Here is a 25,220-nt window from a genome sequence, read left to right on the forward strand (position 1 = left end):
AAACGTATTTGACATGAACATGGAACAATTTGCACAGGACGGACAGGATATAAAAATCATTGAAAAATTGATTACTAAGGTCCAGGACATGCTTACTCCAGGAGAAAAAATAGATTATATCGCCGTACAGAAAAAACCGGCGGTAACAATTTTACCGGACAGTATCACCATCAGCAACAAGCGCATTTTTATGTGCGAATTTACGAAATTGGGGCTGGCGACGGATTTTGAAATTTTCGGCTGGCAGGATATTAAGGATATTGCCTTCAAAGAGGAAATCTTTGGTTCGAAAGTCACTGTCATTCCTTTTACCGGAGAGAATTTAAGTATTGACTACATTCCAAAAGTTCAGGCAAGAAAACTTTACCAATATATCAAGGCTGCTCTTGAAAACTATAAAAAAGCTGAGTTGGCCGCTGAAAAGGAAAAGATCGTCATTGCGCCAAGCAGTTCCCGGGAGACCGTTGTTGAGAAGGCTGAACCCAGCCAGCAAGCTCCAGCTCCGGCGGCAACACCGGCACCGGTCATTACTCCTCCGTCCCCCGCGGTACAACCTGCGGCATCTGCTCCGGTTACACCGCCGGCGGCTCCCGTTCCGGTTGCTCCGATAGTAGAGGAGGAAGATGATGAAATTACATTAAAACTGAAAAAACTAAAAACACTCTTCGACAAGCAATTGATCACTCAGGACGAATACGAGCAAAAGAAAAGAGAAGTTTTATCCAGTTTATAAAATAGGTGGGTATTGTGAAGAATAACTATTTATTGGCACTTTTAAGTGCCTTTTTATTGTGGTTGGGGTGGCCTCCCATCCCCTATTCCAGCCTACTGCTCTTTATTGGGTTTATACCCCTATTGATTGCACTGGAAAACATCATCCGTAGCGAAACAATTAAAAAAAAAGGGAAGAAGATTTTTCTAACAGCGGGTCTAATGGCTGTTGTCTGGAATACGGCATCCATTTACTGGGTATATAATTCCATCTCGGCAGTTATGCCTCCTCTTGCAGCAATTCTGATCAGCTTGATCCCTTTCTGCCTGGGGGCGGCTTTAATGGCTCTTGCGTTTTTCCTGTATTATCGATTAAGGCGTAAAACTTCACTGCTATTGTCCCTTTTTGGATTGATGGGGTTCTGGATCAGCTATGAATTTCTACACGCCTCCTGGGATCTGGCGTTTCCATGGATGACTTTAGGAAACGGTTTTGCCAACTTTCATCAATTGATCCAATGGTACGACATGACGGGTGTGTACGGCGGATCTATATGGATCTGGCTGTTCAATATCTTGGTTTTCGTACTTTACCTCAATCGGAAAGGGATCTACCAGCTCAAAAACAGACTTGTCCCTATCTTTTGTCTGCTGTTGGTCACACTGGTTCCTACTGCCTATTCGTTGGTTCGTTATTTCAGCTACGAGGAGCATCAAAACCCAGCCCAGGTCGTGGTCGTACAACCGAACGTGAATCCTTACGTCAAGTTTCGGATCAGTCCTGAAGAACAATTGAACACCTTGTTTTCTCTTTCTAATTCCGTAGCGAAACCAAACACGGAGTTTTTTATCTGGCCTGAAACCGCCCTTTCACAAAATGGTGATTTTGATGAAGAAAATCTTCGTGAGACTTATTCCTATCAACGGATTCTGCAATTTTTGGATCGGTACAAAAACGGTAATGTCTTATCGGGTATAGAGAGTTATCAATTATATAATTATGCGAAGACAACGACCGCACGTGAAATTGCGCCTAATATTTACCAGGACAACTTTAACGCGGCAACATTGATCGATTACTCATCCAAACTGCAATTTTATCATAAATCCAAATTGGTCCCTGGTGTGGAACAGATGCCTTTTGGCGCGGCGATGAATTTTTTAAAACCCTTATTTAAAGCTTTTGGTGGCACGACAGGCGGTTATGGGAAACAGGTCGAGCCTTCGGTTTTCTATGCCCAGAGTGGTATCGGTGCTGCCCCGGTCATTTGCTACGAATCCATCTGGGGTGACTATGTGGCGAAATATGTTAAAAAAGGAGCTCAGTTTATCGCGATCATTACCAATGATGGCTGGTGGGGCAATACTTCGGGGAAAGACCAACATCTGCAATATGCCAAACTAAGGGCCATTGAAAATAGACGCTGGGTTGCCCGATCGGCAAATACTGGGATATCCGGTTTTATCAATCAACGCGGTGATATTGTACAGCAGACAAAATGGTGGGTACCCGCCGCATTGAATCAGGAAATCAATTTAAACGAGGAAATTACAACATATACCAAAACTGGCGATATAGCTGCGTACCTGGGCTTAGCAATCGCTCTGGCTGGATTCCTTATTATAATTATCCGTAGGCAACATGCACCTTTACCATAATCTACGTGGGTTCAAAAAAATATTTCTTCCAAAACGGGGAAAGATCGACTCTCCCTCGGTTCAGACGGAATTTGTCGCAACGATTTCAGTACGGCCTAAAAAAACGACCAAATTCTGATTAAAATAAGTCATTTAATGCATTTGATTTACTTTTGAGATTTGTAATTTTGCACCATGCAAGTATATTTTGACAATGCTGCGACTACAGCCTTAGATCCTGAAGTTATTAAAGTAATGGTAGATGTCATGGATAACAACTTTGGAAATCCATCTTCTATTCACAGTCACGGAAGACAAGTAAAAACAATCGTAGAAAAAGCACGGAAAACGATCGCCAATCTACTCCATGTATCTCCGGCAGAAATTTTCTTTACTTCGGGGGGCACCGAAGCCGACAATATGGCCATCGTACGTTCGATCACGGACTTTGGCATCACGCATGCGATCACTTCACCAATAGAACACCATGCTGTCCTGCATACGCTGGAGGAGCTTGAGAAGGCGGGAAAAGTTCATCTTGATTTACTCAATGTAGACAGTAAAGGTAATTTAGACCTTAATCAACTGGAAGAGCTCTTAAGTAGCAATCCCCGTACTTTTGTTTCTATTATGCACGCCAATAATGAAATCGGCAACCTCAATGATATCCAACGTATATCGGAATTATGTCAGCGATACAATGCCGTATTTCATTCCGACACGGTACAGACCATGGGGCATTATCCGCATGATCTGGGGCAGCTTAAAATTGATTTTATTACTGGTGCAGCCCATAAGTTTCACGGTCCGAAAGGCGTAGGTTTTCTCTATATCAACGCTAATAACAAAATCAAACCATTGATTTATGGTGGCGCCCAGGAACGGAATATGCGTGGCGGCACCGAAAATGTTTATGGGATAGCTGGTCTCGCGAAAGCGTTGGAACTGGCCTATGAACATATGGATGAGCACCAAGCTTATATTCAAGCCCTTAAATCATATATGATTGAAGAGTTACAAAATGCTATTCCGGATATCGAATTCAATGGCGTTGTCGAACCGGAAAAATCTTTATACACGGTACTGAATGTCTCTTTCCCTTGCAGTGATCTTGCCGATATGTTATTATTCAATTTGGATATAGCGGGCATATCCTGTTCCGGTGGAAGCGCCTGTAGTTCGGGGACCGATATTGGCTCTCATGTGCTTGGGGCAATCAAAACAAGTGCTGACCGGCCTTCGGTGAGATTCTCCTTTTGCAAGAACAATACTAAAGAAGAAGTGGATTTTGTTGTGTCAACTTTAAAAGAACTTTGTTCAAAAAGTAGATAGAACTGTGGGAATATAAAAGCAAAAAAATCCGAAGAGAATTCTCTTCGGATTTTTTTGCTTTTATCTAAATATTATATCTCGTTGCAAATTTCAATTCTTCGTCAGTACATAGTATTTGGAAATATCACCCGTAATATCATTACCTGATAGATCCAATTGACTCAAGATATGATTGCCCAATTTGAATTTATAATCGACACCATCCAACGTGATTATATTTTCATCCAATTTCCACTTTCCCTCGCGCACAAAAACATCATCGCTTTTGTTTAGATATTTGGACGAGTATTTATAGGTATTGTCTTTATGTAAAGAAATAAGGGTCTCTATACCGTCGCAATCCGCACAGGGCATCACCCCTTTATATTCTCCGATCACAATTTCAGCTTTGTCTCTTCCTTTTAATTCCTGCAAATTATCTTTATAGGCAGCCACACTCTGTTTCGGATTATCACACCCTCCTAATCCAATCATTACCATCACTCCTACTGTCCAAATAAACCTTTTCATCTCTTTCCAAATTCAAAAAATCAGCATCTAATAGTTACACCCATAAAATTCATAACAAATTAGATACCAAAAATTTAGAAAGAACTAAAAATCATCATCTTCGTCTTCGTCCAAAAATGATAAAGCGCCCTGTAACTCGCCCAAGGCATGGAAATTGCGGCTTTTACGTGCAATATCAATTCCCTGTTTATATGTTTTGATCGCAAGCTCCTGTTTGTCCAGTTTTTCGTATAATTTTCCCAGATGATAATATGTTCCGACGTAGTCCGGATGGCTATTGATCAGCTTCTCAAATCTGTCTAAAGCTTCCTGCTCATTATTTTGTTTCAGGTACTCTGCAGCAATGGCATATTTTAAAAAAGGATCTTCAGGGCTCTCTTTCAAAAATTCGTTGAGTTGATCCAATCGTGTTGACATATCTTTTTTATTTCAAATTTAACTAAAATTGGGCTCATCTGTAAACAATTATTTTATTGCGCCCGTGTTTCCATACTATAAATTATCCGATCGATCCACCTGTTTGCCCTGCATTTTTCACATAGAGCAAGTGTTAGTTAACACTTTAGGTTTCTTTGTACCCGCTCGGTCCTTCGCTATCGAGCAATAACTCCACAACAGATATATGCTATCAAAAATACTATGCAAGCATACAAAATGACACTATGCTGACGGTTTGTTTTTATTGAAAAAATACATGTAGAATTTAGAAAAATTTATTAAAAAAAGTATAAAACAGCTTATAAATTAAAAATACAACAAAATAAGTAGCAAAAAATCATTATAAATTCAAAATAATATAATAGCAAAATCCCGAGGTAAACCAAAATATTAAGCGGTTGGGGGCTTTTTATTTGGGAGAAAATATGGTAAGTTTGGGTAAAACCAATCGTATATGAAAATATTAGTTTGTATAAGTAATGTCCCTGACACTACATCGAAGATCACTTTTACAAATGACAACACTGCCTTTAATACAACTGGGGTGCAGTTTATTATAAACCCTTATGACGAGATTGCCCTTTCAAAGGCAGTTGAATTAGCTGAAGGAGGAAAAGGTACAGTGACTGTCATCAATGTTGGAGATGCATCAACCGATGCGACCATTCGCAAAGCATTGGCTATAGGCGCTGACAATGCGGTACGTATTAATGCCATTCCGAGAGATGCTTGGTTTGTTGCCAATCAAATCGCAAATTACGCCAGAGACAATGCTTTTGACCTTATTTTAACTGGACGGGAATCCATTGATTATAATGGGGCGCAAGTTGGTGCAATCGTTGCAGAATTACTGAATATACCATCGGTATCCATTGCCAAGAAGATAGATATCGCTGCTGATGCTGTCAGTATTGAACGTGAAATAGAAGGTGGCAAAGAGGTGTTAACCGCCAAACTTCCGATTGTTATTGGTACAGCGGAAGGAGTCGCGGAGCCTAAGATACCTAACATGCGCGGTATTATGAGCGCACGGACCAAACCATTGGATGTGCTGGAACCATCCGCAGTTGATACGCTTTCCCACATTGTTAATTATGAGACACCAGCTCCACGCGGCACTGTAAAACTCGTTGATGCGGCAGAAGTTGAGAAACTGGTTTCGCTGTTACATGATGAGGCCAAAGTTATTTAATCATTAAATTCCGAAAAAACTATGTCAATACTTGTATATGTAGAAAATACCGATGGAAAATTCAAAAAGTCTGCTTTTGAAGTCGTTTCTTACGCGAAAGCCATCGCCGATAATACTGGCACCGACCTTATTGCCATCTCGATTGGCAATGTCGCACAGGATGAACTTGCTACACTGGGCAACTATGGTGCATCAAAGGTACTAACGGTCAATACTGATCAGCTTTCTTCCTTTGTCAATCAGGCTTATGCGAGCATTATCGCAGAAGCTGTCAAAAGCACAGGCGCGAATCTGCTTGTACTTTCCAACTCATTTTCTGGCAAAGGACTTGCTCCCCGTATTGCCGCAAAGCTTCACGCGGCACTAGCTGACGGCGCTTTGGCTCTGCCGACCATCGAAGGTGAAAAATTAACCATCAAAAAGACCGCATTTTCAAATAAAGCATTTGCTACAGTGGAATTGACCGCAGCGATCAAAGTGATCGCTTTAAATCCCAATGCTTATGAAACCAAGGAAACTGGAGGTACTGCCGTTGTTGAACCTTTTACAGCCAATATTGCGTCCACGGACTTCTCGACAATTGTTAAAGAAATTGTGCGCGCAACAGATAAAGTTTCCCTCCCGGAGGCAGAAATCGTTGTCTCTGCTGGCCGTGGACTAAAAGGTCCGGAAAACTGGGGGATGATCGAAGAACTTGCAGATGTCCTTGACGCAGCCACGGCATGTTCCAAGCCTGTGTCTGATGCAGGGTGGCGTCCACATTCCGAACACGTCGGCCAAACGGGTATCGTTGTAAGTCCCAACCTCTATATTGCCATCGGGATCTCCGGCGCTATTCAACATTTAGCCGGTGTTAGCTCTTCAAAAACAATTGTCGTGATCAACAAGGATCCTGAAGCACCATTCTTTAAAGTTGCGGATTACGGTATCGTTGGTGATGCCTTTGATATTGTCCCCAAATTGACACAGGCTTTAAAGGCTTACAAAGGTCATTAGGATTTTACCGCATATTTTCCTCCCCATTCATTCAAAACATGATTGGGGATTTTTATTTACCCTTTAACTAATTGCAATTTCCCCAATTAAAAAGGCCGGCATCAGCAAGGGAGATCGATAAATTTGTTTCACACGGAACGTAATTATAATTGCATATAAAAGCAAATTTATCTAAGTTTGTAGACCGCTTTGGAATTAAAATGAAGAAAATCAGATTAGATATCGTTGGTTTATCCTATAGTCAAACGCAATCTGGGGCTTACGCCCTTGTATTGGGAGAAGTGGAGGGCAACAGAAGACTGCCCATCATTATTGGTAGCCATGAAGCTCAAGCCATCGCTATTCGGATAGAAAAAATGATTCCAAGCCGTCCCCTTACGCACGACCTGTTTCAGTCTTTTGCAGAATCTTTTGGCATTAAACTCGTTGAAGTACTCATCTACAATCTGATTGAAGGCATTTTTTATGCAAAGATTATTTGTTCTGACGGGAATAAGATGGTCGAAATTGATGCGCGGACTTCCGACGCGGTTGCTTTGGCCGTTCGTTTTGAAGCACCAATTTATGCCTATGAATTTATTATGTCATCTGCAGGAATTATTATTGAGGGACATGAATTCGCATTTTTGGAAAATCTGGACAAAGCCAACAAGGTACAAGATCCCAGTATGCTCGAGGTCGAAGAGAAGACTCCTTCCAAATCCGCTAACAACCCTTTTTCTTCGTTGACAGATGAACAATTGGAGCAGGCGCTCAACCAGGCATTAACGGAAGAGAACTACGAACAAGCCGCGTTGATTAGGGATGAAATTTCCAAAAGAAAATAACTCCTCTCATTAAAGCGAAACAAAAACTCTAAATAATATCGTTTTATGTCTATTAAATTAAGATTGACCATTATGAGCTTCTTTCAGTTTTTTGTCTGGGGAGCATGGTTGATTACAATAGCTAACTATTGGTTTGGCACAAAGCAATGGGATGGTACACAATTCGGCGCTATCTTCGCGACAATGGGAATAGCTTCGCTATTTATGCCAACATTGATGGGGATCATTGCTGACCGCTGGATAAATGCTGAAAGACTCTATTTTTCCCTTCATTTATCTTATGCTGCTGTTCTTTTCTACCTACCACAAGTCAATGATCCCAATACTTTTTTTTATGCGATGCTCGCAGCAATGTGTTTCTATATGCCGACATTGGCTCTATCCAACTCAATTGCCTATACCGCATTGAATGAAAACAACTATGATCTGGTCAAAGCATTCCCTCCTATCCGTGTCTTCGGAACCGTTGGATTTATCGTAGCGATGTGGATCACAAATCTGACAGGTAACAAAGCGACAGCATACCAATTTTATATTGCGGGAACAGCGGCCTTAGCTTTGAGTCTCTATGCCTTTACATTACCGAAATGCCCACCGAAAAAATTACAGCAGGAAAGTGCATCTTGGACACAATTGTTGGGGTTAGAAGCCTTCAAATTATTTGGGAACTATAAAATGGCACTGTTCTTTATATTTTCCATGTTCTTAGGAGCCGCATTGCAGTTGACCAACGCATACGGAGATGTATTTTTGGACGAATTTAAATTCTATCCAAAATTTGCGGAATCTTTTGTTGTGAAATACTCAACGATCATCATGTCGATTTCGCAGATATCAGAGACACTTTTTATTCTGGCAATCCCATTTTTCCTAAAAAGATTTGGTATCAAAAAAGTCATGTTGATCTCTATGTTTGCCTGGGTATTACGTTTTGGGCTATTCTCATTTGGAGACCCTGCTGGCGGCCTATGGATGATTGTACTTTCCTGTATCGTTTATGGAATGGCATTTGACTTTTTCAATATCTCAGGCTCTTTGTTTGTTGAGACATCCACGACATCAAGTATACGTAGTTCTGCTCAAGGCTTATTTATGATGATGACCAATGGTTTCGGAGCAGTATTCGGCAGTTTTGCATCGGGATGGATTATCGACCATTATTTCACCAAAAGCTTTCAGAATGGGCAGGATCTGGCCAACTACCTGGATACAAATATCAATGATATGCATTTCCTGAATTTCTTAAAAGAGAAAAGTATCGCACTGTTGCCTGATGGTACCCTGAACAATAATATTATGCTCAAGGACTGGCATGACATCTGGCTAGCCTTTGCCATCTATACACTGATTATCGCAGTACTTTTTGCAATATTCTTTAGACATAAACATGAGCGCGAGCCGCTCAATTCAAAATAACAAAAAGCCGCAAATGCGGCTTTTTGTATATTTGCAGGATGCAAAATACATCCGGAATTGTTAACGGATTCTCAATCCCAAATTTACAACTGGACTTTTCAATGGATTAACAAGCTAGGGTTGGCATACACAAATGCATGCCCTTAATGGTGCGTCAATTAGCATCAACCGAACATGGTGTACCTATCGAACTGTATTTCTTTGTCAATGACATACGTGGGAATATTCTGAGGGTATTGTCTCCGATGTTTTGATCACTTCTTTGCGGCCACAAAATATTTCGACCTTGAGATATTCGAAAATCCGGCTTCGGATGATTTCAGGCAATTTGTCCGGAAACAACAGATCAATATATTGAATTTGTAAAAAAGAAACTGAGATCCATAAAAACAGTGAAAGGTAATCCGGGGAGATTACCTTTTCACTTTAAAAACAAACTAAATTTTCAGACGTGTTTCACAACAGATCTACACATTAACCCTAACTCTTTATGAATCAAAAATTACTCTACACAAATATAGGACTGTTATGTTAAGTCCATCTTAAGGGAACTTTAAACTTAAAACAATTCGACAAATAGTTATTTAAACTATTTATTTCACTGGATTTACCGTTCAATAAACAACTTCGTTCAACCTTAAATTTAACGTTCTGCATCCTAATCCCCCCTATAGCAATCTAAGTCTGTCCCAAAAATATTGATATGCCCAATTTCAACAACAAGAAAAGGCAACCTGACGATTGCCTTTTATCGTATAAAAACTATGTATTTAATTATTCCACAACAATACTTTTCGTCGCAAAATGTTCCCTGTTGAACATATCCACTGCTTTAATTTCTAACTGATATTTCCCGGCTTTAAGTTTAGGCAAATTTGTCATCCACAAATGACTTGATTTTTCGGGATTAGATGGACGGCGCGTCGTTATCAATTGCTCAGCCGTATCGTATTTCGCTAAGGATTTTAAGAATGCGGGATCACTTTCATTCACATATTCCATCGCTTTCCAGTCCCCTTGGTTGATTCTGTAGGATACCTTATCACCTTCTTTGCCAATGAAAAAATTTGCGTAGATCGGGTATCGTTTTGTATACTTTTCGGGCACTACTGATGCGCCATACACGTCAATCTGATAGCTTGCAGGTTGACCCACCACTTTATAGTCAAAGCGATATTGATTGCCCTCAATTTTCAAAATTGCGTAGCCTTTTGGCGTACCGTCACGCATGGTGGAAACAGGGATTCCTTTTGCATTCAGTTCACCTGAATACCAGTCTCCGGATGTCGTACCGACATTATATTCGTGGTGCGCATGCGCTTGTTTCCAGCCATCTTTCTGTCCATAAAAATATTGACGTTGGAAATGCGTGTGTGCCGATAGTGAAAGCGTATGCTGAAAGGGAGCCAAAATATCAAAAAGACGCTGTCTGTCTTCGTTGCGGAATACATTTGAATTTTCATGATACAGTGGAATATGAAACGATAGGACAATTAATTTATCCTTATCCACCTGTTTTAGATCATTCTCAACAAAATCCAACTGATCTTTCCGAAAACCACCTAAATACCCTTTTCCGGTACGAGGATTAGGGTAAATGATATCATCCAATACAATAAAGTGGGCATTCCCGTAATTAAAAGAGTAATTATTGGGACCAAAAGTATGCTCAAAAGACTCATCAGAAAGGCTGTCGGTTTTGGCATCGTAATTCATGTCATGATTTCCCATAACATTATACCAAGGTAGCCCCATGGTAGAAATAACCGATTTATATTTTGGTTGAAGAGAAAGGTCATCACCGACCAAATCTCCTAGACTGATTCCAAATTTGGCGACAGATTTATCTGCGATTTCATTGATGATACCATCTTTAAAAAATCCCAGCTCTTCTTCTGTGTATGCCTGTGGGTCGCCAAAGACAAAGGCCGAAAAATTGGGTTGTTCTTCTTGTTGATATAAAGCGAAGTTTATGGCAGATGGAATCTTCCCCGTAGGCGCCACGCCGGGATATTTGGAAGCTGGACTTCCATTGACTTTATGGATATAATAGAATTTGGGATGATTATTCTCGTCTAAGGGTACTGCATATCCCGAAGGTTTAACAACAAAAATAATATTATCATTTCCGGCCGGCAGTTGATAGTTCCCATCTTTATCAGTAATGACAACTTCGCGACCGTTGCTCACGGAAACAGATGCCATTCCTTTTTCATTCTTATCCAATTTTCCATTTTTGTTTATATCCAGATAAACTTTTCCCTTTGCAAGTTCCTGTGCTTGTACTCTCTGGGCTAGTGCTAAAGAAATAGCCAATGCAAAAAATGTTTTCATATCGAACGTTGGTTTTGCCGCTAAAGTACCCTATTCCCATTAAGACAAGATCAATTGTATATAAAGAATTTGTAAATAGAAGCCCGTATCAGGTTGTTATCCCAATGTCCATTAATTAAGCCGATGGTACAACCATACCTCTGAAATAGCTGATCTATAGAAACAATAAAAGCTCGTTTTAAGAAAAGGCAACATTAAACAACAAAAAAAAGAGGGAGAAAGCTCCTTGGCTTCTCCCTCCTCAATAAGTATAAATAGCGTTATTATCTAGCCTGAGCCGTTGCCAACATCCGGTTTACTTCGTCTATCATAGATTTAGCAGCATCATGCATCCTCGGGTTACCTACAAAATCCGCATCTAAGGTGACACGCTTGGACTTATCTTTGTAATTATATTCCAGGTAAAAGCGAGGTACTTTCGAATTTGTAGAATCTTTCTTCCATTCCGGACCTGTCATATCCGTATCCAAATTCCAAAAACCAAGTTCCATTGCCTTGCGGTGCAAATACAATAAATCATCTTTTGTGAACTTGACAGTATCCGTAATTAATGAATCTTGTTTGTCTAAATATTTATAGATACGCGTTTTCGAATTATATTCATTGACCATGTGGTTCGGTTCGCCATATTTAAATTCAATTGATTCAAAATCAGCAAAACGGAACGGTGCATTTTTAATCATATTGCTGTAGTAGTAAACACAATACATTAAAAATGGCACAATAATACAAAGGCCTAGAAAAATCTTTTTACTCTTTATTGTCATTTCTATAAAATTTTGACAAAAATAAGGATTTATATAGGGTATAAAAGTTTATATCAAGATATGACATAAAACCTACATGGATTTTATCCGGTTAGATCTTTGGAGAACCTGCATCCACAAAGGTTTTGGCATACCAGCTATCTGTCAGATCTGATATAATAACTCCCTTGCGCGTGGAGACATGGACGAATTTGTTATTGTGTAAATACACGCCCACATGGTCAATTCCATTTTTGCCAAAAGAGAAAAAAACCAAGTCTCCTTCTTCCAATTTTTCAGGCTTTTTTCTTTTCACAATGCCCTCCATATCACGTGATGTTCGTGGCAGGTTGCCTTTATAAACTTCAATGTACAAGAGGTTAACGAACCCCGAACAATCCACGCCATTTTTAGTCTGTCCCCCCATTCGATGTGGTATCCCCATCCAGTCGTCAATAAATGAATAAAGCTGCGGATTTAACTTTTTTGTGTTTACATTCAATAGCGAAGCATAATTATCAAGGCGGGATCCCGAAAAGGTTTTTCCACGTGCCGAACTTGCATCAGTTAACACCGAGCCGCTCGAGGAGTGTGAACGGGATGTAAGTATTTTTTTCTTTGTTGAACAACTGCTCAAGAATAATAGCGCGCTTAAAAAAAAGATAAAATAAGACTTGACAATCATTATGTTCGATTTATTTTCCGGTATAACAAACTTAAATAAATAACCCTTTGTATACAATATTTTCGCTGCTTTCGTAAAAAACAATTTACCCATTCCCTCTTTTTTTAATAAAATGCTCAAAGGATTATTTCCATCCCGTTAATGTGCTCTACCCACTGATCTCCAGGAATGTCTTCAACTCGGTTATCCATTTTCCTTTACAAGAACGTCGGATCAGAAAAAGAATTGTTCAGAAATCGTAACTTTGACCCCTAATTTATTTGCGAATGGAAAAATTAAAAGGTGCGTTAGCTGTCTTTTTAGGTGCGAGCAGTTTTGGAATATTATCAACGTTTGTTAAAAAAGCATATGGCCAAGGGCTTACTTTAGGTGAGGTAACAGGGATTCAGGTATTGTTTGGCATGCTCATACTTTGGCTTATCTTTATTGCCATCAAATTATTTTCCCGCAAAACCTTTCAATCTTCAACTAAAAAATCTTCATGGATCAAAATTTTAATCAGTGGCACTTCAACAGGCTTAGTAAGTATTTTGTATTACAAATGTGTACAGCTAGTCCCGGCCTCTTTAGCCATTGTCCTACTCATGCAATACATATGGATCGGTGTTGTTATTGAGCTTATCTTTTTCAAGGTAAAACCGTCAAAAAACAACCTAATTGGCATTGGCATCGTCCTGATTGCGACATTGTTGGCAACTGGATTAATTGAGAAAGGATTAAAGGACCTCAACTTAACGGGGCTGTTATTTGGACTTTTGGCAGCTACGGCTTATTCTGTATTCATGATCGTCAATGGCCGTGTAGGCAATGATTACCATCCGATCCAAAAAAGCGCAATTATGGTAACTGGTGCCTGCCTATTAGTTTTCACGTTATTTCCGCCGAACTATTTGTTCAACGGTCAATTTGATACTAATTTCCTGCATTTTGGGTTGATCCTATCTTTATTTGGTACAGTTATCCCCCCCTTGCTGTTTGCCTATGGCTTACCAAAAACAGGTTTCTCGTTGGGAGGAATTTTGAGTTCAGCAGAATTGCCTGTAGCTACCTGCATGTCCTATTTTATCCTTCATGAATCTGTTTCATCTGTGCAGTGGGTCGGTGTTCTTTTGATCCTAGGGACGGTGATCTGGTTAAATGCAGCGAAAAGTAGTACCCATTAATTCAAGCTACAGTTTATTTCAAGACATGGTCACGCGCATGCCATATGGTGGATTTGAATGGATAATCGAAAGCTGTGAATATGGAGCTGTATATCAACAAAAAAGGGCGATTTTCTATAAGATCGTCCTTTTTTGTTGATATATAAGTCTTAAAAAACTAGTGTGCCAATGTTTCAGGAACCTCTTCTACCTCTACTTCGCAGGTATCCGTAACTTCCATAAATTTGACTGGCACGACTTCATTGACCAGCAATGGATCATATAAAGTTCTTACTTTGACATAATTTTTGGAAAAACCATGCATATAACCATCTTTTTCATCTGCTTCAAATAGGACATCACCCTGAGCACCAAGCTGTGTTTCATAAAATGCGCGACGTTTCTTCTCCGAAAGAATATGCAACATCTTGCTTCTATCACTACGTTGCGCTCCGGGTACAGCTCCCTCCATTTGTGCTGCGATGGTATTTTCGCGCTCCGAATAGGTAAATACATGCAGATAGGAAATATCCAGATCGTTCAGAAAATTATAGGTATCTATAAAATCCTCCCGTGTTTCACCCGGAAAGCCAACAATCACGTCAACGCCTATGCAACAGTTCGGCATTAACGACTTGATAAATTCTACACGTTCAGTATATAACTCCCGTTTATATCTCCGGCGCATCAAACCCAGAATTTTGTTGCTTCCAGACTGTAATGGCATATGAAAATGTGGAACAAATCTTTTGGATTGCGCTACAAATTCGATGATATCGTTTGAAAGAAGATTAGGTTCTATAGAAGAAATACGTATCCGATCGATGCCTTCAACCTCATCCAGTGCTTTCACCAAATCCAGAAAGCGATCTTCCCGCTTTCCATCCCTGATACCAAAATCACCGATATTAACTCCTGTCAACACAATCTCTTTTACACCTGAAGCGGCAATTTCTTCAGCCTGTCTGACGATCTCTTCAATCTTTCCCGAACGGCTTCCACCACGTGCTAAGGGAATGGTACAGAATGTACAGGAATAATCGCATCCGTCCTGAACTTTTAAAAATGTACGTGTACGATCACCAATGGAATAAGCTGACACAAATTGGTTGGTCTCATCTATAGGGCCATTATAAACAATTGTTTTTTCCTGCTTGGTCAAGTCATTGATATGCTCAATGATGTTAAATTTCTCTGCAGCTCCCAGTACCATATCCACGCCCGGTATCTCCGCAATTTCTCTTGGTTTTAGCTGAGCATAACACCCTACAATAGTAATATAAGCATTCGGAGAGTGCTTTAAAGCTTCCTTGACCACTTTTCTACACTTCTTGTCCGCGTTGTCCGTTACAGAACATGTATTGATTACATAAACGTCCGCACGGCTATTAAAAGCGGTGGTATCATAGCCCGCATCCTTAAATAAACGTCCAATGGATGATGTCTCCGAATAATTCAGTTTACACCCAAGTGTATAAAAAGCTACTTTTTTATTCTCCATAATATTTTGCAAAATTACATTTTTTTTCAGTAACCCCTCTTATCATTTTGAGTTTTGACTTTCTCGTTATAAGGATTTTCCTTAGTTTTGACTATCTTGAAAGGATGGACGTGCCAGAAGGTTTAACCTACGTATTCAACGATTCGGGATTAAACGTTTAAAAATTAAAATTTACAGATGAAACAATATTTAGATTTACTCAAACATGTATATACGAATGGTGTTGTAAAGACAGACCGTACCGGAACAGGTACCAAAAGTGTCTTTGGGTATCAGATGCGTTTCAACCTTCAGGAAGGATTCCCTTTAGTAACGACAAAGAAACTGCACCTCAGATCAATTATTCACGAGCTGATCTGGTTTTTGAAAGGCGAAACCAATATTCAGTATTTAAAAGAACACGGCGTAAGTATTTGGGACGAATGGGCTGATGAACAGGGTAACCTAGGGCCTGTATATGGTTCGCAATGGCGTTCTTGGCCAACACCCGACGGCCGTCACATTGATCAGATCGCGCAGGTTATCAATCAGTTAAAAAATTCACCGGATTCGCGTCGTATCATTGTATCGGCATGGAATGTCGCTGAAATCGAACATATGGCTTTACCTCCCTGCCATGCTTTCTTTCAATTTTATGTCGCTCCGGCACAGCCAGAGAAGGGGATTATGAAGCCGCAGTTGTCCTGTCAGCTTTATCAGCGTAGTGCGGACATTTTTTTAGGTGTACCTTTCAATATCGCATCCTATGCCCTATTAACCATGATGGTGGCCCAAGTCTGTGATATGGAAGCAGCCGAATTTATCCATACATTAGGTGATGCGCATATCTACAGCAATCACTTTGAGCAAACCGAACTTCAATTGAGCCGTGATCCAAAGCCATTGCCACAAATGAAGATAAACCCAGAGGTCAACGATATCTTTGATTTTAAATTCGAAGATTTCGAACTGCTAAATTATGAATCCCATGCGCATATAAAAGCACCGGTTGCGGTTTAGGAGAACCATTAAAAAATTTTCCCACACAACGCACCACCAAGAATTTACACCACGAATTTACACGACACAAAAATGAGTAACCCAACGATCACATTAATCGTAGCTGCATCGGAAAACAACGCAATTGGTATCAACAACCAGATGCCTTGGCATTTGCCAAATGACTTTAAATATTTTAAAAGAAATACCGTTGATCACTCCATCCTGATGGGTAGAAAAACCTTTGATGCCATAGGCAAAGCATTACCTGACAGAAGGAATATTGTCATCACACGCAATGCCGATTTTCAGGGGGAAGATATTGATGTCGCCAATAGTATCCAAGAGGCGCTTTTATATTGCCGCGACGAACGTGAGGTATTTATTATTGGCGGTGCAAATATCTATCAACAGGCCTTACCGCTAGCAAACAAAGTGCTTTTGACACGTGTACATACAACGATTCAGGGAGATGCGTTTTTTCCCGAACTATCATCGGAAGAATGGGAACTGATTTCTGCGGAACCACATCAGGCCGATGATAAGCATGCGTTCGACTATACCTTTGAAGTGTATAATCGCAAATAGCCAATCGGATGTTAAAATGTTTATCTCTTGTTTTCATTCTACTGATGTCCAATACCTACGCTCAAAAGATTGACACGATATACCTGGAAAAATTACTTCAGAGTCGCCCTGATCTATTTCAACGAATATTAAATCATCCGACCAAAAACGAGATCCAGATCTTGTACACTCAAATTGATCGCGATCAATCCAATGTCCCGCATTTCAGGTCTTATAGTTATCGGCTAAATCCCAATTGGTATTTCTATCCAGCAAGCACCGTAAAATTACCAACGGCAATCTTAGCATTGGAAAAAATTAATGATTTGCATATTGAAGGATTAACTAGAGATACCCCCCTGCGCATAGATTCTGCTTTTGAAAAGCAAACCAAGGTATCCATAGATGAATCTGCGGCCAACGGGCTGCCATCTATCGCCCAATATGTCAAAAAAATATTATTGACCAGTGACAATGATGCTCAAAATAGATTGTTCGAATTCATTGGCCGTGCCGAATTAAATGCGAAACTCAAAAAACAGGGCACAAAATACAGCCGAATTGTCAACCGTCTTGCTATTGGTGACAAGGGAATTTGGGCCAAGCATACCAACCCGTTCACTTTCTATCAGGGCGATCATATCCTCTATCAGCAAAAAGCGCAATTCGACCCCAAGGATTATGATATCAAGTTAGCAAATACCCTGCAGGGGAAGGGCTACATGAATGATAAGGATCAGCTTATCCATGAACCATGGAGCTTTGAAGGTTTAAATGTGTATGCGTTGGAGGACCAACAATTGATCCTAAAAAAATTATTATTTCCGGAAGCATTCAAAAGTAAAGACAGATTTAATTTAAAAAAGGAAGATTATAACCTACTCTATGACTACATGTCCCGCTATCCATTTGAATCGGACTTTCCAAAATATGACCCCGTAGAATTCTGGCCTACATATAGCAAATTGCTGTTCTATGGCCGTGAAAAAGATACCGTGCTGAATCCTAATATCCGAATATTTAATAAATATGGCGATTCCTATGGTTATAATATTGATAACGCTTATATTGTAGATTTTGAACATGGCGTTGAATTTCTCCTTGCCGTAGTAGTTCAGTCGAATGAAAACGGTATTTACAACGATGGTATTTACGAATACGAGACCGTCACTTATCCATTTTTGAAAAACATCGGTCAGCTTCTCTACCAAGAAGAGCTAAAACGAACAAAAAAAATCAAACCCGATTTGTCCAGGTTTGATTTCAGAAAATAATAGAAAAACGGCTTTCAGAATCTGAAAGCCGTTTTTCTATATGGGATATTTTAGTTAATTCAGGCCGAGAGACCTTTCAAAGATAGCAATCCACCTGTCCTATTTGACAGATAGCAAAGCGCTTTCGATCAATTCACCATAAAAGTCGCCTTCTTTCATTCCGAAGGCACGTACCTGTTGCGGGATAAAACTTTGCGCCGTTTGTCCGGGAATTGTATTGATCTCGATGAAATAAAAATTGTCGGTCCCATTTTCCAAAAAGAAATCCACACGCACCATACCTTTACAGTTCAACCTAACATAAATTTCCTTCAGAATACGTGCCGCGCGCTCCCGCTGTTCCACGCTCAGGTCCGCAGGCGTAATTTCCTCCGTCAGACCAGGAACATATTTCGCTTCAAAGTCAAAAAATTCACGTGTCGTACGAACCTCCGTTGCAGGCAATACAACCAATTCTCCCTTTGCATTTCGAAAAATTCCTTCCGAGAATTCACGTCCGGTCACAAACTCCTCAACGATAACCTGTTTTCCTGTATTTTCGGCATCAAAAGCCTTATCAATAGCTTCCTGTAGCTGAGCCGATTCTTTGACCTTCGTCATCCCGATACTGCTTCCCCCAGCATTAGGTTTCACAAAATACGGAAGGGATAGATTGCTTTCCACGGTGCTGACTGCTTCCGCCCGCTGTGATTCAAATAATAAAACTGATTTGGCCAGATATAATTCAGGAATATCACTTAAAATCGCTTTCGTATAGCCTTTATTCATTGTTAAAGCTGAAGTCAGTGCATCGCATGAAGTATAAGGAATATCCAGCAAATCAAAGTAGCTCTGTAGTCGTCCATCCTCCCCCGGTACACCATGTACCATAATAAAAGCTAGGTCAAAATTTATCGTTTCTCCATGTAGTGGTAATGTAAAGCTCTCGCGCAGAACAGGATGCTGCTGACCGTCTTTATCTGTATAAAACCATGCTCCTTTTGATATGGTAATCGGGTATACATCGTATTTCTCATGATCAAGTTGAGAATAGACAAAAGCGGAACTTTTAAAAGAAACTTCGGCCTCCCCTGTATAACCTCCAGTTATTAATGCTATTTTTGCTTTCATAAATTTTAGCGATTCGAATAGCAAATATAATTTGCTATACACGGAAAAACGAATAATTTTGTGAGGAATAATTTTATTTAATCATTCTGTAAAACTGGCTTCAATATTGCGGTTCCATGCAGAATTCATTTTATCAAACACAGTAATGTCCAAAGTCGTACAATATCTTCAGACGCCCGCGTTCAGAAAAAATCTCATTGCCGCTTTTGTTGCGATAATCTGCCTATTTCTTGCGGTATATGTCGGGCTGAAAATATATACTAAACATGATGAATCCATTGCAGTTCCAAAAATAAAGGGACTTCATATCAACGCAGCCATCCAGGCCTTGGAAGATGCGGGACTTGAATATCAGATTGACTCCGTTTACCAGATGGATGCCAAACCGGGCTTGGTGATCGAACAGGATCCTGAGCAGGGATTTCACGTGAAATCCGGTCGCACAATATATCTAACAATTATCACGCAAGTAGCACCGGAGGTCTCTTTCCCAAATATTAAAGATAAAACTTTGATCGAAGCAACAGCTATTTTGAAAAACCACAATCTTAAAATTGGTGATACCTCCTATGTCGCAGATATCGCCAGAGATATTGTTCTAGATGCTCAATTTGCGGGGCAGTCCATTCGAAATGGGCGCATGATCCCGAAAGGTTCACGAATAGATCTTGTCCTTGGAAATGGCCTTGGAGCAAATGAAGTTGAAATTCCCAATTTGGTCGGACTTCCGCTAAATGAAGCTAAATTTGCGCTTACCGGCGCCGGACTTGGTCTGGGAACGGTGACTTACGATCCAAATGTGACTGATACGACAACAGCCGTGATCAGTGCGCAATCTCCGGGTATAGAGAAGGGATTAACGAGCTTAGGCGCTAAAATAGATGTAACCCTTTCCTTGACGGCACCGACACCTACAACTGGTACGCCCGGAGGAACAACGACACCTAAGCCACAGGGAAATCCTACACCGGCAAATCCTCCTGCGGCGAAACCCGCTGCTCCGGCAAAAACAACAACAAATAATCCTCCTGCCAAAGCGACAAATACAACACCTCCAGCAGGCCAGAAAAAGGAAAATAAAAGTAATAGTTTAGGCTTCTAAAATTATTTTTGAAACCTTTACAAACATTGGATTGTTTGCATAAAAATAATTCGGATGTATGCGAAAGTTTCATTATTGATATAAAAAATCATTCTGATGGAAAATAAAAAAGGAATACCAAGTTGGTTAAAAATTATTGCATTAATTGTCATCGTTATCGGAGGTTATTTTGCATGGACATTTTATAAGGCTTTTTTTGCCTCAAATGTTTCTGGAGAAAAGAAATACCTTTACATTCATGAAGGCGCAACGTACGAGGATGTGCTCAAATCAATTCAAGATTCTAGTCTTCTGGATGATATCGCTTCATTTGAACGTGCCGCCCAATATAAAAAATACGAACAAAGTGTAAAGCCTGGCCGTTACTTATTAACTCCGGGAATGAACAATCGACGTCTGATTGGTAATTTAATAGGTGGTTATCAGGACCCCGTAAAATTCAGGTTTGCCAATGTAAGGCTAAAAGAAAATATGGCGGCCTTGTTAGACAAAAGTTTTGAAGCAGATTCAGCACAATTTATTGCGGTATTGAATGATGAAGCTACCGCTCAAAAATTTGGTTTTACCAAGGAAAATTTAATTTCCATTTTCATTCCAAATACCTACGAAATTTACTGGAACACGAGCCCAGAGAAGGTTATTGCCCGTTTCGATGATGAATGGAAAAAATTCTGGAATACCGATCGTATTGCGAAAGCCAAAGCACTTAACTTAACACCACAACAGGTCAGCACATTGGCCTCCATTGTCAAAGGCGAGGCATTGCATCAAGACGAAATGCCTATGATTGCCGGTCTCTATTTAAACCGTCTAAAAAAAGGAATGCTTTTACAGGCTGATCCAACGGTGATCTTTGCGAACAATGACTTTACCATCCGAAGAGTCTTAAATAAACATTTAAGAACCGACAACCCATACAATACGTACATCTATAGAGGCTTGCCTCCAGGTCCTATTTCTATTCCAAGTATTGCAGCCATTGATGCGGTCCTAAACTTTAAACAACACGATTATATCTATATGTGTGCAAAGGATGATTTCTCCGGATACCATAATTTTGCGAAGACAGAAGCAGAACATCTGATCAATGCGCGCAAGTTCCAACAAGCTTTAGACGCAAGAAATATCAAAAAATAATGTTTGTATTTGATCATCAGATTCGTGTCCGCTATGCAGAAACAGACCAGATGGGCTATGTCTATTATGGCAATTATGCTGCATTTTATGAGATAGCACGAACGGAAATGCTGAGAAGTACAGGAATATCCTATAAAGAACTGGAAGAAATGGGCGTGATGCTCCCTGTTACAGAGATGAAAACAAAATATCTCAAACCGGGTAAGTATGACGACCTGATAACGATCCGGGTAACGATACGTAAGAAACCGGCAGTCCGTATTATTTTTGAATACGAGCTGTTCAACGAAAGTGGCGAATTACTCAATCAAGGCGAAACAACATTGGTATTTGTCAATATGGAAAAAAACAAACCATGCATGCCCCCGCAGATCTTTCTGGATAAGATGAGTAAATACTTTAACTGATATGGGGAAATTCCACCAATGGCTATTAAATTTTGAACCTTATTTTAGATTAATCGAATGGAGTAAACGGGTAGTTTTGCCCGGATTCGGTTCACTTCCACTTTATACAGTGGCGGTATTTTTCTTTCAGGAACTCTCCAGAGATTCAATCGTAAGCAAGGCTTCATCATTGTCATATAGCTTCCTGTTGGCCATATTTCCCGGTATCATCTTTCTATTTACGTTAATTCCTTATATTCCGATCAACAATTTTCAGGAACAATTACTGGACTTCCTAGCGGTTGTTATTCCCAAAAACGCATTCCTCGTAGTCGAAACCACCCTAGAAGATATTATCAAGAACCAAAATGGGGGGCTCTTATCTTTCGGTTTTCTGTTCGCCGCTTATTTTGCGACAAATGGCATGGCCTCCTTAATGAATGCCTTCAATAAAGCATCTTTAATGACGGAGAAAAGACCTTGGTTGAGGAAAAGGCTCATTGCGCTTACACTGGCATTCCTGATCATCTTTGCCCTTACTGTAGGCATGACCATATTCACGATTGCCGGGGTGACAATCGACTATCTAAAGGAAACAACAGGTATTAAATCCAGTATGTGGGCGACACTATTAAAGCTGGCGCGATGGATCATTATTTTTGCTATCTATTTTTTCACTGTAAGCTGTATCTATAAGTTTGGTCCCTCTACCTCAAACAGATGGAAGTTATTTAGTCCAGGTGCTTCCATGGCTACCATATTGGCCATTTTAACTTTTTCGATTTTTACATTCTACATTAATCATTTTGGTGCCTACAACAAATTATACGGTTCTATAGGCACCCTGATTGTGATCATGCTATGGATTTACCTGAATACACTGATCTTATTGTTGGGCTATGAACTAAATGCGGCCATTGCATTGTCTAAGCAAACCATTGTGATCGCCAAACCCCGGATCTTCAATTCCTTTAAAAAAGACAGTGAATAATCTTCAGAAAATCTAAAAAGACAGCATCCTTATAAAGAAGAAGTTATATTGCCATTGAGACATAAAGTCCTCCTATTCTGATGAATGAAAGGTATTCACATGAAGCTCCTAATGCCAAATTGCCCATAACCTTTCTGACTTGGGTATAACTGAAAGTCTTTCAATAAAATAAGAAAAATAAAATTTTGCATTAAAAGTTTTTTTGTACCTTTGCAACTCCTACAACGTAGGAAAAAGGAGAAAATTAATTAATGGCAAAAAAACAAGAAGCAGAAAAAGAATTAGCAGCGAAAAACGCAGAGCTACAAGGTGCTGACACTAAAGTAGTGAAAGACACTGAAAAAATTGAATCAGAAGCTGATTCAAACTTAATCGACGAAATCAAATCAAACACTTGGATCACACCAGAAGGTGAATTTGACTGGGATGCAAATGACAAAGGTTTCGGAAATTATAGCGAAGCTGAACGCGCTAAACTTGAAGCACAATACGCAGATACTTTCAACCAAGTTAACCAAGGTGAAATTATTGAAGGTACTGTCGTTTCTATCAACAACAAAGACGTTGTCTTAAATGTTGGTTTCAAATCTGACGGTTTAGTTTCTTTATCCGAATTCCGTGACTTACCAGAATTAAAAATTGGTGACAAAGTTGACGTATTCGTAGAATCTCAAGAAGATGCTAACGGTCAATTAGTACTTTCTCGTAAACGTGCTAAAACTCAAAAATCTTGGGAAGCTATCAATGAAGCATTGGAAAATGATGCAATCATTACTGGTTTCGTTAAGAGCCGTACTAAAGGTGGTCTTATCGTTGACATCAAAGGTGTTGAAGCATTCTTACCTGGATCTCAAATCGATATCAAACCTATCCGTGACTACGATGTATATGTGGGTAAAACAATGGAATTCAAAGTTGTTAAAATCAACCACGAATTCAAAAACGTTGTCGTATCACACAAAGTATTAATTGAAAACGACTTAGAAAACCAAAAATCTGAGATCGTTGCTAAATTAGAAAAAGGTCAAGTATTAGAAGGAACTGTTAAAAATATCACTGACTTCGGTGTATTCATCGACTTAGGTGGTGTTGACGGTTTGTTGCATATCACAGATATCTCTTGGGGTCGTATCGAGCATCCAAAAGAAGTTTTGGCGCTTGATCAAACAATCAACGTTGTTGTATTAGACTTTGATGATGAGAAAAAACGTATTGCTTTAGGCTTGAAACAATTATCTGAGCATCCTTGGGAATCTTTAGATACAGCGTTAGAAGTTGGTTCTAAAGTTAAAGGTAAAATCGTAACAGTTGCTGATTACGGTGCTTTCTTAGAAATCATCCCGGGTGTTGAAGGTTTGATCCACGTTTCTGAAATGTCTTGGTCTCAAAACCTACGTTCTCCACAAGAGTTCTTAAAAGTTGGTGACGAGATCGAAGCACAAATCTTAACATTAGATCGCGATGAGCGTAAAATGAGCTTGGGTATCAAACAATTGACTCCAGATCCTTGGAAAAACATTACTGAGCGTTACCCTGTAGGTTCTAAACAAACAGCTGTTGTTAAAAACATGACTAACTTCGGTGTATTTGTTGAGTTAGAAGAAGGTATCGACGGTTTGATCCACATCTCTGATTTATCTTGGTCTAAAAAAATCAACCACCCTAACGAATTCACTAAAGTTGGTGAAACATTAGATGTAGTTGTTTTAGAATTAGATGAAGAAAACCGCAAGTTATCTTTAGGTCACAAACAATTGGAAGAAAACCCTTGGGATACTTTCGAGACCATCTTCACTGAAGGTTCTATCCACGAAGGTACTGTGATCAAAGTTGGTGACAAAGGTGATATCGTAGCTTTACAATATGGTGTTGAAGGTTTCTGCCCTTCTAAACACTCTGTTAAAGAAGACGGTTCTTCATTGAAAGTTGATGAAGTTACTTCATTCAAAATCATCGAGTTCAACAAAGAGAACAAACGTTTGGTAATTTCTCACTCTCGTATCTGGGAAGAAGAGAAAGAAGAAGCTCGCAAAGAAGAGTCTAACAACCGTAAAAAAGACGCTAAAGCTGAGTCTTCAGCTGTTAAAAAAGTAAAAGATTCTGTTGAAAAATCTACTTTAGGCGACTTAGACGTATTAGCTCAATTGAAAGAGCAAATGGAAAATGATAAAAACGCTAAGTAATTAGTATTTTCGATCCATAAAAAG

At 39.7% G+C, this 25,220-nt stretch carries 23 protein-coding genes; 16 read left to right on the forward strand and 7 right to left on the reverse strand.

The annotated features are described in order from the left end of the window. Nucleotides 1-13: 13 nt before the first annotated feature. The 3 genes from G6053_RS23920 to G6053_RS23930 all read left to right on the forward strand — a co-directional run bounded on the left by G6053_RS23920 (nucleotide 14) and on the right by G6053_RS23930 (nucleotide 3,681). The gene (locus tag G6053_RS23920) at nucleotides 14-733 is read left to right on the forward strand and encodes a PH domain-containing protein (RefSeq protein ID WP_108636537.1); all 720 of its coding nucleotides are present in this window, start codon (nucleotides 14-16) and stop codon (nucleotides 731-733) included. Between the two features lie 14 nt (nucleotides 734-747). Then, on the forward strand, nucleotides 748-2,370 hold the full coding sequence (gene lnt, locus G6053_RS23925; protein ID WP_165308804.1) for an apolipoprotein N-acyltransferase: 1,623 nt from the start codon (nucleotides 748-750) through the stop codon (nucleotides 2,368-2,370). Between the two features lie 174 nt (nucleotides 2,371-2,544). Further along, nucleotides 2,545-3,681: a cysteine desulfurase family protein gene (locus G6053_RS23930; RefSeq protein ID WP_165308805.1), complete on the forward strand. Its 1,137-nt coding sequence runs from the start codon at nucleotides 2,545-2,547 to the stop codon at nucleotides 3,679-3,681. 90 nt (nucleotides 3,682-3,771) lie between these two features. Here the strand turns inward: G6053_RS23930 and G6053_RS23935 are convergent, their stop codons facing one another. Together G6053_RS23935 and G6053_RS23940 are read right to left on the reverse strand one after the other, a co-directional pair. After that, nucleotides 3,772-4,191 (reverse strand): copper resistance protein NlpE, encoded by a 420-nt coding sequence (locus tag G6053_RS23935; RefSeq protein WP_108636535.1) that lies wholly within the window; start codon nucleotides 4,189-4,191, stop codon nucleotides 3,772-3,774. Between the two features lie 84 nt (nucleotides 4,192-4,275). Then, entirely contained in the window at nucleotides 4,276-4,608 is a 333-nt protein-coding gene (locus G6053_RS23940) for a tetratricopeptide repeat protein (protein WP_108636534.1), read from the reverse strand. Nucleotides 4,609-5,083: 475 nt separating this feature from the next. On the opposite strand from G6053_RS23940, the gene G6053_RS23945 reads away from it, so the two are divergent. From G6053_RS23945 to G6053_RS23960, 4 genes are all read left to right on the forward strand, one after another. Then, a complete protein-coding gene (locus G6053_RS23945) occupies nucleotides 5,084-5,821 on the forward strand; it encodes an electron transfer flavoprotein subunit beta/FixA family protein (RefSeq protein WP_108636533.1) in 738 nt (245 codons plus the stop codon). A gap of 21 nt (nucleotides 5,822-5,842) precedes the next feature. Continuing rightward, nucleotides 5,843-6,817 (forward strand): electron transfer flavoprotein subunit alpha/FixB family protein, encoded by a 975-nt coding sequence (locus tag G6053_RS23950; RefSeq protein ID WP_165308806.1) that lies wholly within the window; start codon nucleotides 5,843-5,845, stop codon nucleotides 6,815-6,817. Between the two features lie 200 nt (nucleotides 6,818-7,017). Next, nucleotides 7,018-7,644 (forward strand): bifunctional nuclease family protein, encoded by a 627-nt coding sequence (locus G6053_RS23955; RefSeq protein ID WP_165308807.1) that lies wholly within the window; start codon nucleotides 7,018-7,020, stop codon nucleotides 7,642-7,644. A 45-nt stretch (nucleotides 7,645-7,689) separates the two neighbouring features. After that, entirely contained in the window at nucleotides 7,690-9,060 is a 1,371-nt protein-coding gene (locus tag G6053_RS23960) for a nucleoside permease (RefSeq protein ID WP_165308808.1), read from the forward strand. Nucleotides 9,061-9,834: 774 nt separating this feature from the next. Here the strand turns inward: G6053_RS23960 and G6053_RS23965 are convergent. The 3 genes from G6053_RS23965 to G6053_RS23975 form a co-directional block, all read right to left on the reverse strand. Further along, nucleotides 9,835-11,394: a calcineurin-like phosphoesterase C-terminal domain-containing protein gene (locus G6053_RS23965; RefSeq protein ID WP_165308809.1), complete on the reverse strand. Its 1,560-nt coding sequence runs from the start codon at nucleotides 11,392-11,394 to the stop codon at nucleotides 9,835-9,837. A gap of 263 nt (nucleotides 11,395-11,657) precedes the next feature. Next, nucleotides 11,658-12,161 carry a hypothetical protein gene (locus G6053_RS23970; protein WP_241254825.1) on the reverse strand — a complete coding sequence of 168 codons (504 nt, stop codon included), beginning with the start codon at nucleotides 12,159-12,161 and terminating at the stop codon, nucleotides 11,658-11,660. Between the two features lie 91 nt (nucleotides 12,162-12,252). Then, a complete protein-coding gene (locus G6053_RS23975) occupies nucleotides 12,253-12,825 on the reverse strand; it encodes an NlpC/P60 family protein (protein WP_165308811.1) in 573 nt (190 codons plus the stop codon). A gap of 266 nt (nucleotides 12,826-13,091) precedes the next feature. Here G6053_RS23975 and G6053_RS23980 point away from each other — a divergent pair, with 266 nt between their 5' ends. After that, nucleotides 13,092-13,988, forward strand: a complete 897-nt coding sequence (locus G6053_RS23980) for an EamA family transporter (RefSeq protein ID WP_108636529.1) — start codon at nucleotides 13,092-13,094, stop codon at nucleotides 13,986-13,988. A gap of 157 nt (nucleotides 13,989-14,145) precedes the next feature. On the opposite strand, the gene mtaB is transcribed toward G6053_RS23980, so the two are convergent. Then, nucleotides 14,146-15,468, reverse strand: coding sequence for a tRNA (N(6)-L-threonylcarbamoyladenosine(37)-C(2))-methylthiotransferase MtaB (gene mtaB / locus G6053_RS23985; protein ID WP_165308812.1), 1,323 nt, complete (start codon nucleotides 15,466-15,468; stop codon nucleotides 14,146-14,148). Between the two features lie 177 nt (nucleotides 15,469-15,645). Here mtaB and G6053_RS23990 point away from each other — a divergent pair, with 177 nt between their 5' ends. From G6053_RS23990 to G6053_RS24000, 3 genes are all read left to right on the forward strand, one after another. Continuing rightward, entirely contained in the window at nucleotides 15,646-16,467 is an 822-nt protein-coding gene (locus G6053_RS23990; protein ID WP_165308813.1) for a thymidylate synthase, read from the forward strand. Between the two features lie 72 nt (nucleotides 16,468-16,539). Next, complete coding sequence (locus G6053_RS23995) at nucleotides 16,540-17,034, forward strand: dihydrofolate reductase (protein ID WP_165308814.1); 495 nt, start codon at nucleotides 16,540-16,542, stop codon at nucleotides 17,032-17,034. Nucleotides 17,035-17,042: 8 nt separating this feature from the next. Then, entirely contained in the window at nucleotides 17,043-18,287 is a 1,245-nt protein-coding gene (locus G6053_RS24000; RefSeq protein ID WP_165308815.1) for a serine hydrolase, read from the forward strand. Nucleotides 18,288-18,386: 99 nt separating this feature from the next. On the opposite strand, the gene G6053_RS24005 is transcribed toward G6053_RS24000, so the two are convergent. After that, nucleotides 18,387-19,397: a D-alanine--D-alanine ligase gene (locus G6053_RS24005; RefSeq protein ID WP_165308816.1), complete on the reverse strand. Its 1,011-nt coding sequence runs from the start codon at nucleotides 19,395-19,397 to the stop codon at nucleotides 18,387-18,389. A gap of 145 nt (nucleotides 19,398-19,542) precedes the next feature. Here G6053_RS24005 and G6053_RS24010 point away from each other — a divergent pair, with 145 nt between their 5' ends. The 5 genes from G6053_RS24010 to rpsA all read left to right on the forward strand — a co-directional run bounded on the left by G6053_RS24010 (nucleotide 19,543) and on the right by rpsA (nucleotide 25,196). Continuing rightward, nucleotides 19,543-20,499, forward strand: a complete 957-nt coding sequence (locus G6053_RS24010; protein WP_165308817.1) for a PASTA domain-containing protein — start codon at nucleotides 19,543-19,545, stop codon at nucleotides 20,497-20,499. A 96-nt stretch (nucleotides 20,500-20,595) separates the two neighbouring features. Next, nucleotides 20,596-21,636 carry an endolytic transglycosylase MltG gene (gene mltG, locus G6053_RS24015; RefSeq protein WP_165308818.1) on the forward strand — a complete coding sequence of 347 codons (1,041 nt, stop codon included), beginning with the start codon at nucleotides 20,596-20,598 and terminating at the stop codon, nucleotides 21,634-21,636. Beyond that, nucleotides 21,636-22,043 (forward strand): thioesterase family protein, encoded by a 408-nt coding sequence (locus G6053_RS24020; protein WP_104384277.1) that lies wholly within the window; start codon nucleotides 21,636-21,638, stop codon nucleotides 22,041-22,043. The genes mltG and G6053_RS24020 overlap by 1 nt, the downstream gene beginning before the upstream one ends. A 1-nt stretch (nucleotide 22,044) precedes the next feature. After that, complete coding sequence (locus G6053_RS24025; protein ID WP_108636519.1) at nucleotides 22,045-23,013, forward strand: YihY/virulence factor BrkB family protein; 969 nt, start codon at nucleotides 22,045-22,047, stop codon at nucleotides 23,011-23,013. Nucleotides 23,014-23,264: 251 nt separating this feature from the next. Then, nucleotides 23,265-25,196 carry a 30S ribosomal protein S1 gene (rpsA, locus tag G6053_RS24030; protein ID WP_108636518.1) on the forward strand — a complete coding sequence of 644 codons (1,932 nt, stop codon included), beginning with the start codon at nucleotides 23,265-23,267 and terminating at the stop codon, nucleotides 25,194-25,196. The last annotated feature ends 24 nt before the right edge of the window (nucleotides 25,197-25,220 follow it).

It is taken from the genome of Sphingobacterium sp. DR205 (assembly GCF_011064245.1).
Classification (GTDB): Bacteria; Bacteroidota; Bacteroidia; order Sphingobacteriales; family Sphingobacteriaceae; genus Sphingobacterium; species Sphingobacterium athyrii.